This is a genomic window from Vibrio sp. (genome assembly GCF_050299255.1).
Lineage (GTDB): Bacteria > Pseudomonadota > Gammaproteobacteria > Enterobacterales > Vibrionaceae > Vibrio.
This window is the reverse complement of the sequence record NZ_JBNKVP010000086.1, coordinates 1-13,511: the sequence shown is the minus strand read 5'-3', so window position 1 is coordinate 13,511 and position 13,511 is coordinate 1. Positions and strand designations below refer to the sequence as shown.

The following is a 13,511-nucleotide window of genomic DNA, read 5'->3' as shown; positions in this document are numbered from 1 at the left end:
TTACATAAGGAAGATATAATGAAAAAATTGTCGCTCGCAGTATCAGTGGCTGCCATGATATCCGCTCCAATAATGGCGGAAACCATTTATAACGGAGATGTCATTCAAGGGCGCAAAGTTATTACTCAGTTGGATGTGTCTGACTTTGAAAATAATAGCGTAACCGAACTATTTTTCCGCGCCGGAGACCAGATAAATACGGGTCAGTATTATTATGTGCCGGTAACCGTAATTAAAGGTAAGAATCCAGGGAAGGAAGTGATGTTTGTTGCCGGCGTTCATGCCAATGAAATGAACCCGTACTTAACGGCAAATCTGATCAAACAGCAACTTAGTCCTGAAGAAATGTCAGGTACAGTGACCATAGTTCACCAGTACAACATCCCTGGTTTGATCAATAATATTCGTGAGTATGTGCCATCGGGTCCGGTTAAAGTAAACAGTAACCTGAATCGCCAGGTCGCACTCGAGTCGGTTAAGAGCAGTAGCCAGCGCTACTCATATACGCTGTGGAACCACTTGCTTAAAGACAACGCCGATTATGCGCTGGATATGCATACCGCTAACCCAACTACCTTCCCATTGGCCGCTTACTCTGACTTGAGTATTCCTGCTGTAAAACAACTGACAAGGCTATTCCCACTGGATGCGACGATCAATAGTTCCGGAACGACCTCGGTTTCAGGAGCCTATAACGCTATCGGGGTGCCGGCATTTACGCTCGAAATCGGATCTCGTGAAGTGTATGAACCGGAGTGGATAGAAAAGGCATTGCAAGGGGCGATGAACCTATTGCGATTCGCCGACGTGATTGATGGTGAAACCAAAACCTATCAGGATATCGTAGACACCAATGTTTGGTTGGATGTTACTGCTGATTTCGGTGGATTTGTTGTGCCGGAAGTGAAGGTTCTCGACCAGGTTAAAAAAGGCGATCTAATGTTTACTCAGTATGATGCCTTTGGTCAGATCGCCAAGCAATATACCAGCCCGGCAGACGGACTGGTGATCCAGGTGGTGCAAAACCCGATGGCCGAAGCGGGAATGCAACTGGGATCGGTAGTCTATTTTGACCCGGCCAAAGATTTGGCTGATAACGAAGGTGCCGGTTCGGTTGTCGTGAAAGATATACCGAGCAAAAAATAATTGCACTTAACGGAGCCTGGCTAATGCCAGGCTTTTATTTAACTTATCGTATCTTCAGGCTATCAATTTGGCCGCCAGGTAGATGCCACACAATGTGTCATGACCTGATGAGTGACCATATTGGTCAATAGCATCCAGTGCCGGTCCTATCTCAGACCCTTCCGCCAAACATTCAAAAAAGACCACAATATCCTGGTTAAATTGACGAGCTATCGCCAGTTCGAGCATGGCTTTACTGACGTCAGTGGTTTGGCTCACCCGAGCGCGACACGCATTGGCTACGACATCAAAGTAACTGTGCTGGGAGTAATCCAGGTATGCCAATATGCCTACCAACATATCATCACAAGACGGAGTCAGCCCTGCACCAAATCCGATGATATTGTTGAGGTTTAGTTCTGTATTTGTTTGCGAAATCTGGCTGATGAAGCCTTGCAAATGTGGCAGAAAGTAGTCAGCCATCAGGCCTGAGTAATACTTGGTATCACAAGACCAGCCCATAACTTGGCAGAGTAGCGGGTAGATGCCGAGTTCCTTGGGGTGATTCGCCAGGTACTGGTCTAGCTCAACCGCGACATTCACCAAACCTATGCCGCCAGTGGGTAACTGCGGGACAAACACCGTAACGCTATCATCAATCAGCACAACGTAATTATTTATATGTGACGCTGTCACACTCGGCGAGCGATTAATCCTAAGTGTTACCGCGCTGCCCGGTTCCAGGCGGGGCAGTGGGCCCTGCTGCATCACTCTTATGCTGCAAGGGTTCATAGGTTTGTCCGGAGCCAGTAGAGTGATAAGCCCATGGGCACTGGATAAATTGCAGGCATGCTGAAAGGATGAATGAACCCGGGTTACAAGCTCCTGGTGCTGGCTAAGTAGTGCAAGCAATGGTTGTGAAATCGCACCGGCAATCATAGTTAAACCAGTTGATAGGAGCGATTGCTTTGCAGGTTAAACATGGTAACCAGTTCATTAGCGATACGATTGAGTACGATATTGTGGCTGTCGTTAACGTAAAGCGCTAAATAAAATTCATTTGCCGGGGCGTAGGTTTGCAGTTCTTCAATTATATAATGGTCATCGGTTTTGCATTTCTCCGGTAACATCGTAATACCGAATCCCACCGAAGACGCAGTAATGATGGCTGCCAGGTTACTGCTGCAATAGTTGATTTTACTGGTGTAGCCGAGCTGATCCATGGAATTGAGTATGTGGTCGCGGTATAGCGCGCCGGTCGGGAACAGCACCAGTGGAATTACTTTTTTGTCGAAGGTAGGGTGGCTCACACTGTCGAGCCACAATAGCGGCTCGCGTCGATAGGCATATGCGTTGGCCAGTATCGGTTGTTTAACCAGGATGAGATCATAGTGCCCGGCCTGGTATGCCTGGTACAGGTCGTTACTCAACCCCGAAGTAAACTCAAACAGAATGTTGTAGTTACGCTGAAACTTGACGATTGCTTTGGTGACGTCCACAGACAGATCGTCCGGAACACCGATCTTTATGATTTCCTGGTCGGCAACCTGGTTAAAGTTGTCCAGCATTGAACTATTCAAATCAACGATGCGGTGCGCGTAGCGTAAAACCGATTCGCCTTGTTCGGTCAACGTGACCCTTTGAGATGTGCGCACCAGCAGGGTACAGCCAAGAATCGATTCCAGTCGGTTGATCTGTTGGCTTATGGTGGATTGGGAGTTATGGATTCGCTCTGCTGCACGGGTAAAACTGCCGGTTTCGCAAACCGCGATATAAGTAACCAGAAGTTGGGGATGAATCATTTTCATGAGTAATACCTGATTGAAATCGAATTCGGTTATTGAGCAGCACCGCCGGGTTTTTGACTGGCAAGGATGGTTTGATACCGCTTGCGCAAAATCGCACTGATCTTGCTCGCAAGCTCCTCCGTTATCCAGCCTGGGTTACAGTACAGTGAAAGGGCCATGGCTCGCTCTTCAGCGTACGGCAGATAAGGGCAGACTTGCCTGCCTAACGTCGTGCCTACCGGCAGGAGTGTTATCCCCATACCCGACTCAACAGCCAGCAAAATGTTATTCAGGTTGCTGCTGGAGAAGACCACATACCAGGGTTTCCCTTCATGATTGAGCCGGTCAAACATGGCATCGCGGTAAAGGCCACCAGGTGGAAATGTAACAAGGGGGATCGGCTTGGAATCGCCAAGCTCGCGGTCAGCAGACTGATACCAAGCCATAGGCTCTGGTAGCGTAAGGAAATGCTCTGCTGAAGCGACAGGCTCTTTCACCACCACCAAGTCGAAATCATGATTTTGATAGCGGTGTTTTAGCTCCGCGCTCATCCCCGTTGTGACGTCGAGCCGGACATGCTGGAACTGGTCTGTGAAACTGGCCAGGGTGGCAAACAGTTCTGCTGATGCTATATCGTCAGGGATGCCAATTTTTAATGCGGTACTGCCTTCGGGATTGGCGAGCAGAGCCTGCGCCTCATTTTGCAAATTCAGAATTTTACGCGCGTAGCTGAGTAGCTTTTCGCCACTTGCTGTTAACTTGATCGGTCTTTGGGTCCGGTCGAAAAGCGGACAGCCGGTTAGCTCTTCCAGGCGGTTGATTTGCTGACTCACAGTGGATTGTGTCAGGTGAAGTTGTTCAGCCGCCAGAGTAAAGCTCGCCGTATCGGCAAGAATTACAAACGCCCGAAGAAGTCGAGGTTCAAACATAACGACTTATCCCGTTTCATGGTGAAGTATATTGCCCCAAACCTGTCAGAGTCATTTTGGACCGCGACTATTGTACGGCTTAGTGATAGGGCAGAGAAATAGTATTAACAGTATTAATGTTTTTTATTAATACAATTAATTTTTTGCTGGTTGCCAATCCGTCTATAGTGACGGAAGCAGTGTTTACTAGTCATACAGGTAGGTTTGTCATGATGCAAACAGATCAAGAATATCTGAGTGCGGCGATAGAATTAGCCAAGGAAAACGTACGCCGAGGCGGGCGCCCTTTTGCTGCCATCATCGTAAAAAATGGTGAGATCCTGGCACAGGAAGTTAACCAGATGCTAGAGCAAAATGACCCGACAGCTCATGCGGAGTTACTGGCTTTAAGGGCCGCAGGCAAAAAGCTGTCCGCCACCGATCTGGCTGGTGTCACTGTGTACGCTAGTGGGCAGCCTTGTCCAATGTGTCTGGCGGCCTGTCGTATGAGTGGTGTGGGCAAGGTGATATTTGCCTATTCCAATCAACAGGCTGAAGCGTATGGCCTCTCTACTGCGCACATTGCAAAAGAGCTGGCTCAGCCATTAGAACAGCAGGCCTGGCTAACTATCAAACATTTATCGCCCGAGGATGATGACCTTTACCAACAATGGAAGGCAACAACCCAGTCCATCGGCAACAAATGAACATGGTCGTGACCTATCGGGATCGGCCGGGTTGGCTCATCTTGTTGTTGATCGCCATCATCGGTTTGAATCTCAGACCATTTTTGGTGGCACTCGGACCACTGATGAACAGGATCATTGCCGATACTGGGCTGTCACATGGCCAGGCGTCATTACTGACGATGTTGCCTATGGTCATCATGGGGCTCGGTGCTCTGGTGTTTGCGGCGATACCTTCAAAGCGTTCTGGCCGGCAAATGTTGTTAATAGCGCTGACGCTGTTGGGGGCGAGTAATTTGACCAGGTTGGCATCGGCTGATGGTCAAATCCTGATCCTTACCGCGGTTGTGGCTGGGGTTGCCGTGGCAATTGCCCAATCCATCATCCCTGGCATGATCAAACAACACTTTGCTCAGCAAACGGCAATTGTAACGGGCATCTATTCTGCGTCTTTAATGATTGGCGGCGCGATGGGCGCTAAGCTGATGCCATGGTTAGCCTTACAAGGTTTTAGCTGGCAACAGGCGTTATCCTGGCTCGCACTGCCTTGCATCGTCGCATTATTGGTTAGCCTGGTGGGGTTACCATCCAGCAATACCAATGCATCAGCCAAACCCCAGTTCAAGTCACTGATTCAAAGTCGCAGAACCTGGTCGTTGATCCTACATTTCGGCATCATTAATGGCGCATACCTGACTCTGGTTACCTGGTTAGCGTCTTACTATCAGCAATTGGGTTGGTCTTCGGAGCAAAGCAGCCAGTTGATCGTGGTATTGTCGATTTGCCAGGCTGCATGTGCACTGCTTTTGCCCACCTTAATCCGGCATCAAAGCGATCGCCGACCCTTTACACTGTTTATGTTGATATCGCTTGCTGTTGGATTTGCCGGCATTATCTATCAACCTGAACAACATCCATATCTATGGGCAAGTGCATGTGGGATAGGTCTGGGCGGCGCTTTTTCATTGGCAATACTGGTAGCCCTGGACCATTTTCGCTGTTCCCAGCAAGCGGGTATGTTAACGACCTTGATGCAGGGGGGCGGGTTTATCATCGCGGCATTCTTTCCGTTACTATTCTCTCAGTTGATTGAATACACCGGCCATTATGATTGGGGATGGGGAATGCACTTTATGCTGATCATCATAGCTTCGGCGCTCACCATTGGGTTTGACCCCGAGGAATACGATATGGCCATGGCCCGGCCGATAACGCTGTCACAGCAGTCGACCGCAGTCTGAGCGGCGACTAGTTCGCTTAAGCTGCTTCTCTGTAACCAGTTGATCGAACACTCGAATACGGACGTTTCTCATTGTCACTGCGGACATTCTTGCCTAATGTAGCGACCAGGATCTTAACTTGGGAAATACGTTTTGCAACTTCGTCCGTTACAACCTTCAGATTTACCGGAAATTCGTCGTTTGTATAACCAGAGCCGAGCGGAAACCTTTGTCTGGCTGGATAGCAGCAATTACCAACCGGAAGATTTTGATCGCGACAGCGAAGGGGAACTGGTCCAAGTCGCCATTATCGACGACCAGTTAGCCGGATTTATCGCTGTCTGGGAGCCTGAGGATTTTATACATCACTTGTACGTTGCCAGCGCATTTCAGAATCAGGGCGTCGGCAGCCAACTACTGTCATGGGCCAAACATAACTACCCCAAACTCGCATTAAAATGCATGACCAGAAACCATCACGCACTGGCGTTTTATCAGTCCCGTGGATTTGTGATTGACAGTGAAGGCGAAAATGATGAAGGCAGTTATTATCTAATGTGTTTCTATGGGCGAAGTTAATACCGTTAGCATCAATCAACCCATGTGTAATACCAACCCATGAGTAAAACGTTATGAGCAAAATTTACTGTTTATGCGGATTTGTCGGCGCAGGTAAGACGACCTACGCGAAGAAACTGGTGGAGCAATACCATGCGTTCCGCTTTTCCCCTGACGAGTGGATGATCCCGCTGTTTGGTGAGCATATGGAGCGGGCAGTGTTTGACCAGCGCCTGGCCACGCTGACCGAATTGTTTAAACGTTCAGCGCTGGACCTGCTAGCCATCGGCGTGCCGGTTATCTTTGATTTCGGCTTTTGGACCAGAGCTGATCGTGAGGCGATGCGGATTTGGGCTGCTGAACAAAAGCTGGATTGCGAAATGATCTATCTTGATGTCGATTATGAGACCTGTTGTCAACGCGCTGTGGCCCGCAACAAAGATAGTAAGGATGACGCATTCACGATGACGCCGGAAATGCTGGCGCTGTTTTGGAGTTGGTTTGAAATACCGGACCAAGATGAACCTGTCACGGTAGTTTAATGCATGGTTAAACAGTATAAAGGTTTAACGGCAAATCGTGACAGTATGAGGCAATTGAGCTAAACCATAAGGACACTCATATTCAATTGCAGGAGTATAGGTTATGAACAATCCAGTATGTTGGTTCGAAATTTATGTTGATGATATGGTAAGGGCTAAGCAGTTCTATCAACAAGTATTAGATATTAGTCTGGAACCTATATCTGCTCCTAATGAGATACCGCTGGAGATGTGTGGGTTTCCATCTTCCATGGATCAGTATGGCTCAAGTGGTGCCTTGGTGAAAATGGAAGGGATCAGCGCAGGCGGGAACAGTACCTTAGTTTACTTTAGCTGTGAGGACTGTGCGGTAGAAGAGAGCAGAGTGTTCGATGCCGGTGGACAGGTGGAGCGCAGTAAAATGTCGATTGGCGAGTATGGCTTTATTACATTGGCTACAGATACGGAAGGCAATATGTTTGGGCTTCATTCTTTAAAATAGCGGCTTAACAGAAACTTCAATTTAAACGCCAGCAACCTAATCAAACAAGGATGTTCAATGAATCAACATGAAAAGTTAAACTACGTAGAATTTTCTGCACACGATCTCATCGCAACGAAAAAATTTTTCATTAAAGCATTTGGCTGGGAATTCATCGACTACGGCCCGGAATATACCGCGTTCTCCGACCAAGGTCTGGATGGTGGCTTTTTTAAGGCTGAGATGCAAAGTTCAACCGCAACGGGTGGGGCTTTACTGGTGTTTTACAGTGAAGATATTGATGCAACACAGCAGAAAGTTATTGATGCCGGCGGAACGCTTTTAAGGCCTATCTTTGATTTTCCTGGCGGTTGCCGTTTTCATTTTACCGAGCCGAGTGGTAATGAGTTCGCTGTCTGGTCTGAACAACGTAGCAAGTAATCAGGTGCAGACAACCAAATGAAACGTCAGCAGTTGGGTCGAATCCACATCAGACCCAACTGTACACGCCGATACCAACTAGCGGATCTGCATTTATCGGCATAGTTAGTCCCAGAACTGATTTATCACTTAGTTCCTGACATTGAGAAATCTGGACAAGGGTAAAGAGAGAGTCGAAATTACCATCAACCCTGTTTAGATTACGGATACTTACACGCAAATTTGATTACGCCCACAGGATTTGGCCCGGTAAAGATTAATATCCGCTTGTTCAACCAGCAGCTTGGCGTTATCACCTTGGCAAGGTATGACGCTTGCCAGGCCAATACTCGCCGTTAGGTATCGAGACACTGGCGATAACTTATTTTCAATCTTTAGAGAACGAATATCGCTTAGCAACGATTCGAGGTGGTGAGTAGACTGCTCCAGCCCATTATTGCCCATGATGATGGTAAATTCTTCTCCACCATATCGGGCACACAGATCGCTCGGTCTGGCGGCATAATCATGTAAGACGCTAGCAACTTGTTTTAGGCATTCGTCACCTTTAAGGTGACCATAGTGATCATTAAGTAATTTGAAATAGTCCAGATCGATAATTGCAAGGGAGATAGGCATTTGCAGGCGCGTGCAACGAGCCCACTCATTCGACAAAAACTCATCGAATATCCGCCGGCATGGTATCCCGGTTAGCCCGTCTAGGCGCGCCATCTGTTCCATTTGTTGCTCTGCAAGTTTACGTTCAGTGATTTTCTGGTGAGAGATGGCAAAACAACGATCATCATTTAGTACAAACGGTGTTACCCGCATCATAAACCAGCGAAATTCCTCGTCACTGTGACAAGGGTATTCGAAATAGAATATCTCGACTTCACGGTTTATCACCTGCCTAATGCCCTCTGCCGCCTGGTGAGCGTAAAGGTCACCTTTTGATGCACCGATATCGCATATCTTTAGATAGTTGACGCCGGACCACTGCTGGCCTTGAACAAAACAGTGATTGTCTTGTGCGAACATATCCCAGCTTTTATTTACAAACAGAATATCGCCATCCGAATTAATCACAGCGATGTGCTCGGTTATGGTATCGAGGATCAGTTTGTGAAAATCTGCATTCTGTTCGGTGTTTATCATCGCTATTACCTTACCAAATCGCGTTTTTACAGCAGTCATGACAAAGGGAGTTATGGAAGCACGAGAGCAGCAAATAATTAATTTATTGTTTACCTGAATAGTAGGTTGCCTGTTGATTTATCACAGATTTAATGAGCATATTGTGCGCTAAATCGAAAAGCTGAGTTAATTGATTGAACTTGTTACATTTAACGTTGTGAAATGCCCATTGAATGATTCATCTTCCGCAGAACGGGTTACAGAATACATCGATTTATGTGAATAGTATGTTTGGCTTTTGTTCTGTAAAAGCTTAGTATGATCATTGTTTTTGAGCCTACAGGATGTAATAAGGAGCTATTTATGGAAATAAAAGTAGCCGAATATAGTGATTATGAGCGTATCGCTCAGTTGCACGCCGACAGCTGGCGTCGCTATTACCAGGGAATCTTAAGCGATGATTACCTGGCTGATGAAGTACTAACCGAGAGAAGTACCATTTGGCAAACCCGACTAATTAACCCTCCGTTTAACCAGCATGTGCTACTGGCAGAAGAAGGTGGACTGCTGTGTGGTTTCATCTGCGCATTTGGCAACCACGATTTTGAACGGGGTACTATTATCGATTCTATCCACATTGATTCAGCCTACCGTGGCAAAGGGCTGGGTAAGCGGTTGATGGCCGAAATGGCCCAGTGGGTGGATCAGTATTTCTCTGATAATGGCATGTACTTAGAAGTATTAAAACAGAACCAGCAGGCCGTTGATTTTTATAGCCACATCGGGGGCGAGCAAACGCTGGAAAGAACCTGGAATTCACCTTGTGGCAGTCAGCTCACTGAACAGATCTATACCTGGAAATCTGCAAAAGAGTTACTTAATAAGCTAGGTTATCGTCAGACAGCGGCAGTCTAACCTAAGTACAAAACGGTTAAGTAACCGCTGTATCGCACTCAACAAAAAACTCCCCGGTTTCTGCGGGGAGTTTTTTATACTCGTAGTTAAGAGTCAGGCTTTTTATTTACGCGACACTTTGGGACTTTGGGCTACGCTGTTCTTGCCACATCTTTGTAAGGAAGTAGATGTTAACGCACGCGATAAAGCCATTGGTTGCGGCTACTGGCCAAGCTTCAATCATCAGACCGTAAGCGGTAAACAACGCGCAGCCAATAAAATTCAAAACCCGCAATCTAACGATATCTTTCATCGTCAGAGAAATTGCGACCATTATTGATGCTGCGTATCCAAAAATTTCAACCATATTCATGTCCATACTTTGACCCTCTGTCAGTTTGCCGACAACATCGGCACCAATCTACTCGTCTTGAGATAGCTGAGGAAGCTCCATGCCTCGAGTGGTCTAATTAAATAACTGGCGCAAATATAACAGGGTTAAATATGTGATCGAAAGTCCAAATTTCAGTTCAGTGAAGGTTAGCGATTACGCAAACGTTTAACAAATTTTGTCAATTCGTGATTACTAAACTTGTTGTTAACTTTGTCGGTAGACCGAAGTTATGCCAGTCATCTCGGTGGTAAAGGTGAAAAAAAGCATACTTTCTGAACAAATTATTCATTTATGACCGCTCGTCACATTATGAAACAAATAGGCTAATAATATTGGATAGATAGAGTGAATTTGCATGTGGCAACAGTGTCTATAGTTGCTCTGTTAATTGACTATAGTTATCAGTGGATAATTTGCTTATAAAAGGCTGACACAATGTATAAAAAATTCCTTTTCCCTTTAATGACCAGCATTACGCTGTTGGCAGGATGTGGCGATCCGGCTACTCAGGTACAGCAGGCAGCAGCGCCTGTGGTCGTTGTCGAAAAAGTGGCCGAAATTCCCTATCAAACTAATAAAACATTTATTGGCCGGGTAGAAGCTATCGAAGATACCAACATTACTGCTCAGGTTACCGGCTATCTGAAAGAGCGGAATTTTGCTGAAGGCCAGATGGTTGAAGAGGGCGATCTTCTTTACACCATTGAACCTTCATCCTTTGAAGCACAGGTAGCGACGGCTAAAGCCGCGCTGACTCAGGCGAATGCTGAACAGAAAAAAGCTCGCCTGGATTTTAACCGTGGTAAACAATTGCTACCCAAAGGCGGTATATCTCAATCGGAATTCGATAATCTCACTGCCAAGTTGCTAGGTGCTGACGCGCAAGTTGAGGCAGCCAAATCTCAGCTTAATTTGGCCGAGGTTAACTTATCGTACACGGAAATTCGGGCACCGTTCTCCGGTCGTATCAGTCAAAGTAGAGTCAGCAAAGGTGACTTAATTTCCCCCTCTATTGGTGTGCTGACCACCTTAGTAAGTCTTGACCCGGTACACGCGACATTCAGCATCAGTGAGCGAGAACGTCTCAACCTGAGTTTAGACAAGCTAAAAATGTCAGGTGAAAAAGCGGCGGACGCTGTCGAGGTCCAGATCATACTTGAAAACAATCAACGCTACGAACAATTGGGCAAGATCGATTACTCCGGTAACCGGATAAATCTCGACACCGGTACGCTGGATTTAAGAGCGATTGTGCCTAATCCTGACTATCGCCTGTTACCAGGTCAAAATATTCGGGTTGAACTTCGTGACAAAAATAAACGCGATGTCACCGTAATACCAAGACGGGCAGTTCAAACCGACTTGGGTGGTAACTTTGTGATGGTGATTACCGAAGGGGATGTGGCAGAGCGGCGTGATGTGGAATTAGACATGCAAACCGAACAAGGTGTGATTATCTCGACCGGTCTTAAGCCTGGAGAAACCATCATTACCCAGGGCTTGCAGCGTGTCCGAAACGGTATGAATGTGCAGATACAGGGCTCTGAAACAGAAACAATGCAATAAGGGACGCTACTATGCTTAGTCGCTTTTTTATCCAGCGCCCTAAATTTGCGTTGGTTATTTCAATCATACTCTCCCTGGCCGGCGGCATTTCGCTGTTAGCTTTGCCAGTGGCAGAATACCCGCTGATTAGTCCTCCTTCTGTCAGTGTTACGGCCGCTTACAGTGGTGCAAGTGCAGAAGTTGTCGAGCAGGCCATTGCCGACCCGATTGAATCATCGGTAAACGGGGTGGAGGATATGATCTATATGTCCTCGAAATCATCCAACGACGGCTCATACAGCCTGACGGTCACGTTCGATGTCGGAACCGATCCTGACCAGGCACAGGTCAACGTACAGAACCGGGTTACTCAGGTTACTGCTAAGTTGCCGCAAGAAGTTCGCCAGGTTGGTGTTACTGTTGAAAAACGATCGCCCGATTTGCTGATGGTTCTGAACTTCTTCTCACCTGATGGTAAGTATGATGACCAGTTTTTGGTTAACTACATCAACCTGAATGTGAAGGATCAGCTAGCTCGTGTCACAGGGATAAGTAACGTTTCCGTTATCGGTGGTGGTGAGTTCGCAATGCGGGTCTGGCTCGATCCGGACAAAATGGCGGGGCTTGACCTGACCACTTCGGATATTAATGCGGCGTTAGCCGAACAGAACGTCCAGGTGGCTGCCGGACGTATTGGCGCCGCACCGTATAGTAATGCTCAAGATGTACAGTTCAACCTGGTGACTAAAGGCCGTTTAGAATCGGTTGAAGAATTTGAAAATATCGTCCTGCGGGCCAATCCGGACGGTTCCAGTGTCTACCTGAGAGACGTTGCCCGAATCGAACTGGGTAAAAAGTTCTACGACGCGAACGGTAAGTTTCGGGGTCAGGATGCTGCTATCGTGACGTTGTCACTGCAATCGGGTGCCAATGCGCTTCAAAGTGGTGAAGCGGTAATGAAATTGCTCGACAACCTAAGCAGTAACTTCCCTGAGGGGATGAAGTACGAAACCAGTTACGATACAACCTTGTTTGTTTCCGAGTCGATCAAAGGGGTGGTCACCACACTGATTCAGGCGGTAATACTGGTTATCGCGGTGACGTACATGTTTCTTGGTAGTGCCCGTGCAACGCTCATTCCCGTGGTTGCGATACCTGTATCACTGGTCGGTACTTTTGCCGTCATGTTGGCCGCTGGTTTCACCATCAATACCGTAACGCTGTTTGGTTTGATACTGGCCATCGGTATTGTGGTGGATGATGCGATCCTGGTTATTGAAAACGTCGATACCATTATGCGCAGAGATCCGAGTATATCTCCGCGTAAAGCGACCTTGATGGCGATGAAAGAGGTCACCGGGCCGATTATTACCTCAACGTTGGTGCTGTTGGCCGTATTTGTTCCAGTGGCGATGTTGCCAGGTATTACCGGCATCATGTATCGCCAATTCGCACTGACTATCTGTATTTCAGTCATTATTTCTTCCATCAACGCATTGACGCTTTCTCCGGCACTCTGTTCACTGGTACTGAAGCAGGGGGCAGATAACAGTGCAGCCTGGTTCAAAGCGTTTAACCGTGGCATAGACAAAGTGACAGAAAAATACGGTTCGATTGCCGGGTTTCTAGTTAGACGCTCACTGGTTCTGATCGTGTTGTTTGGCGTAGCTCTGGGCTCGGTCACCATGCTGGCAAAAAATACCTCTTCTGCTTTTGTACCTCAGGAAGATAAAGGTATTTTGTTGATTAACGTTCAATTGCCAGACGCAGCGTCGTTATCCCGTACTGAAGCCGTGTCGGAAAAGCTGCTTAAACTGCTTGAGCAGGAGCCGGGACTC

The 13,511-nt window shown here is 47.2% G+C and carries 15 protein-coding genes; 10 read left to right on the top strand and 5 right to left on the bottom strand.

What is annotated here, in order from left to right; translation table 11 throughout:
* The first annotated feature begins 18 nt into the window (after window positions 1-18).
* Window positions 19-1,146, top strand: a complete 1,128-nt coding sequence (locus ACQY6F_RS16360; RefSeq protein WP_428775934.1) for a succinylglutamate desuccinylase/aspartoacylase family protein — start codon at window positions 19-21, stop codon at window positions 1,144-1,146.
* Window positions 1,147-1,200: 54 nt separating this feature from the next.
* Here ACQY6F_RS16360 and ACQY6F_RS16355 read toward each other — a convergent pair whose 3' ends face one another.
* The 3 genes from ACQY6F_RS16355 to ACQY6F_RS16345 form a co-directional block, all read right to left on the bottom strand.
* Window positions 1,201-1,917 carry a DUF2877 domain-containing protein gene (locus ACQY6F_RS16355; RefSeq protein WP_428775933.1) on the bottom strand — a complete coding sequence of 239 codons (717 nt, stop codon included), beginning with the start codon at window positions 1,915-1,917 and terminating at the stop codon, window positions 1,201-1,203.
* 149 nt (window positions 1,918-2,066) lie between these two features.
* Window positions 2,067-2,933, bottom strand: coding sequence for a LysR family transcriptional regulator (locus ACQY6F_RS16350; RefSeq protein ID WP_428775931.1), 867 nt, complete (start codon window positions 2,931-2,933; stop codon window positions 2,067-2,069).
* Between the two features lie 29 nt (window positions 2,934-2,962).
* Complete coding sequence (locus ACQY6F_RS16345) at window positions 2,963-3,841, bottom strand: LysR family transcriptional regulator (RefSeq protein ID WP_428775929.1); 879 nt, start codon at window positions 3,839-3,841, stop codon at window positions 2,963-2,965.
* Window positions 3,842-4,050: 209 nt separating this feature from the next.
* Here ACQY6F_RS16345 and ACQY6F_RS16340 point away from each other — a divergent pair, with 209 nt between their 5' ends.
* From ACQY6F_RS16340 to ACQY6F_RS16315, 6 genes are all read left to right on the top strand, one after another.
* Entirely contained in the window at window positions 4,051-4,527 is a 477-nt protein-coding gene (locus tag ACQY6F_RS16340; RefSeq protein WP_428775927.1) for a nucleoside deaminase, read from the top strand.
* Entirely contained in the window at window positions 4,524-5,747 is a 1,224-nt protein-coding gene (locus tag ACQY6F_RS16335; protein WP_428775926.1) for a cyanate transporter, read from the top strand. The genes ACQY6F_RS16340 and ACQY6F_RS16335 overlap by 4 nt, the downstream gene beginning before the upstream one ends.
* A gap of 132 nt (window positions 5,748-5,879) precedes the next feature.
* A complete protein-coding gene (locus ACQY6F_RS16330; protein WP_428775924.1) occupies window positions 5,880-6,305 on the top strand; it encodes an N-acetyltransferase family protein in 426 nt (141 codons plus the stop codon).
* A 53-nt stretch (window positions 6,306-6,358) separates the two neighbouring features.
* Window positions 6,359-6,826, top strand: a complete 468-nt coding sequence (locus ACQY6F_RS16325; RefSeq protein ID WP_428775922.1) for an AAA family ATPase — start codon at window positions 6,359-6,361, stop codon at window positions 6,824-6,826.
* 103 nt (window positions 6,827-6,929) lie between these two features.
* Window positions 6,930-7,307 carry a VOC family protein gene (locus tag ACQY6F_RS16320; protein ID WP_428775921.1) on the top strand — a complete coding sequence of 126 codons (378 nt, stop codon included), beginning with the start codon at window positions 6,930-6,932 and terminating at the stop codon, window positions 7,305-7,307.
* 57 nt (window positions 7,308-7,364) lie between these two features.
* Entirely contained in the window at window positions 7,365-7,727 is a 363-nt protein-coding gene (locus ACQY6F_RS16315; protein ID WP_428775920.1) for a VOC family protein, read from the top strand.
* Between the two features lie 210 nt (window positions 7,728-7,937).
* Here the strand turns inward: ACQY6F_RS16315 and ACQY6F_RS16310 are convergent, their stop codons facing one another.
* A complete protein-coding gene (locus ACQY6F_RS16310) occupies window positions 7,938-8,861 on the bottom strand; it encodes a GGDEF domain-containing protein (RefSeq protein ID WP_428775918.1) in 924 nt (307 codons plus the stop codon).
* Between the two features lie 342 nt (window positions 8,862-9,203).
* Here ACQY6F_RS16310 and ACQY6F_RS16305 point away from each other — a divergent pair, with 342 nt between their 5' ends.
* Window positions 9,204-9,755 (top strand): N-acetyltransferase family protein, encoded by a 552-nt coding sequence (locus ACQY6F_RS16305; RefSeq protein WP_428775916.1) that lies wholly within the window; start codon window positions 9,204-9,206, stop codon window positions 9,753-9,755.
* A 106-nt stretch (window positions 9,756-9,861) separates the two neighbouring features.
* On the opposite strand, the gene ACQY6F_RS16300 is transcribed toward ACQY6F_RS16305, so the two are convergent.
* Window positions 9,862-10,113 carry a YgjV family protein gene (locus ACQY6F_RS16300; RefSeq protein ID WP_428775915.1) on the bottom strand — a complete coding sequence of 84 codons (252 nt, stop codon included), beginning with the start codon at window positions 10,111-10,113 and terminating at the stop codon, window positions 9,862-9,864.
* A 450-nt stretch (window positions 10,114-10,563) separates the two neighbouring features.
* Here ACQY6F_RS16300 and ACQY6F_RS16295 point away from each other — a divergent pair, with 450 nt between their 5' ends.
* Window positions 10,564-11,694, top strand: coding sequence for an efflux RND transporter periplasmic adaptor subunit (locus ACQY6F_RS16295; protein WP_428775914.1), 1,131 nt, complete (start codon window positions 10,564-10,566; stop codon window positions 11,692-11,694).
* A gap of 11 nt (window positions 11,695-11,705) precedes the next feature.
* Window positions 11,706-13,511: efflux RND transporter permease subunit (locus tag ACQY6F_RS16290; protein ID WP_428775913.1), on the top strand; the 1,806-nt coding region annotated here is incomplete at its 3' end.

What these genes read in the sequence shown, in the direction of transcription:
- ACQY6F_RS16360 (WP_428775934.1), top strand. Translation starts at nt 19, where the DNA reads ATGAAAAAATTGTCGCTCGCAGTATCAGTGGCTGCCATGATATCCGCT.
- ACQY6F_RS16355 (WP_428775933.1), bottom strand. Translation starts at nt 1,917, where the DNA reads ATGAACCCTTGCAGCATAAGAGTGATGCAGCAGGGCCCACTGCCCCGC.
- ACQY6F_RS16350 (WP_428775931.1), bottom strand. Translation starts at nt 2,933, where the DNA reads ATGAAAATGATTCATCCCCAACTTCTGGTTACTTATATCGCGGTTTGC.
- ACQY6F_RS16345 (WP_428775929.1), bottom strand. Translation starts at nt 3,841, where the DNA reads ATGTTTGAACCTCGACTTCTTCGGGCGTTTGTAATTCTTGCCGATACG.
- ACQY6F_RS16340 (WP_428775927.1), top strand. Translation starts at nt 4,051, where the DNA reads ATGATGCAAACAGATCAAGAATATCTGAGTGCGGCGATAGAATTAGCC.
- ACQY6F_RS16335 (WP_428775926.1), top strand. Translation starts at nt 4,524, where the DNA reads ATGAACATGGTCGTGACCTATCGGGATCGGCCGGGTTGGCTCATCTTG.
- ACQY6F_RS16325 (WP_428775922.1), top strand. Translation starts at nt 6,359, where the DNA reads ATGAGCAAAATTTACTGTTTATGCGGATTTGTCGGCGCAGGTAAGACG.
- ACQY6F_RS16320 (WP_428775921.1), top strand. Translation starts at nt 6,930, where the DNA reads ATGAACAATCCAGTATGTTGGTTCGAAATTTATGTTGATGATATGGTA.
- ACQY6F_RS16315 (WP_428775920.1), top strand. Translation starts at nt 7,365, where the DNA reads ATGAATCAACATGAAAAGTTAAACTACGTAGAATTTTCTGCACACGAT.
- ACQY6F_RS16310 (WP_428775918.1), bottom strand. Translation starts at nt 8,861, where the DNA reads ATGATAAACACCGAACAGAATGCAGATTTTCACAAACTGATCCTCGAT.
- ACQY6F_RS16305 (WP_428775916.1), top strand. Translation starts at nt 9,204, where the DNA reads ATGGAAATAAAAGTAGCCGAATATAGTGATTATGAGCGTATCGCTCAG.
- ACQY6F_RS16300 (WP_428775915.1), bottom strand. Translation starts at nt 10,113, where the DNA reads ATGGACATGAATATGGTTGAAATTTTTGGATACGCAGCATCAATAATG.
- ACQY6F_RS16295 (WP_428775914.1), top strand. Translation starts at nt 10,564, where the DNA reads ATGTATAAAAAATTCCTTTTCCCTTTAATGACCAGCATTACGCTGTTG.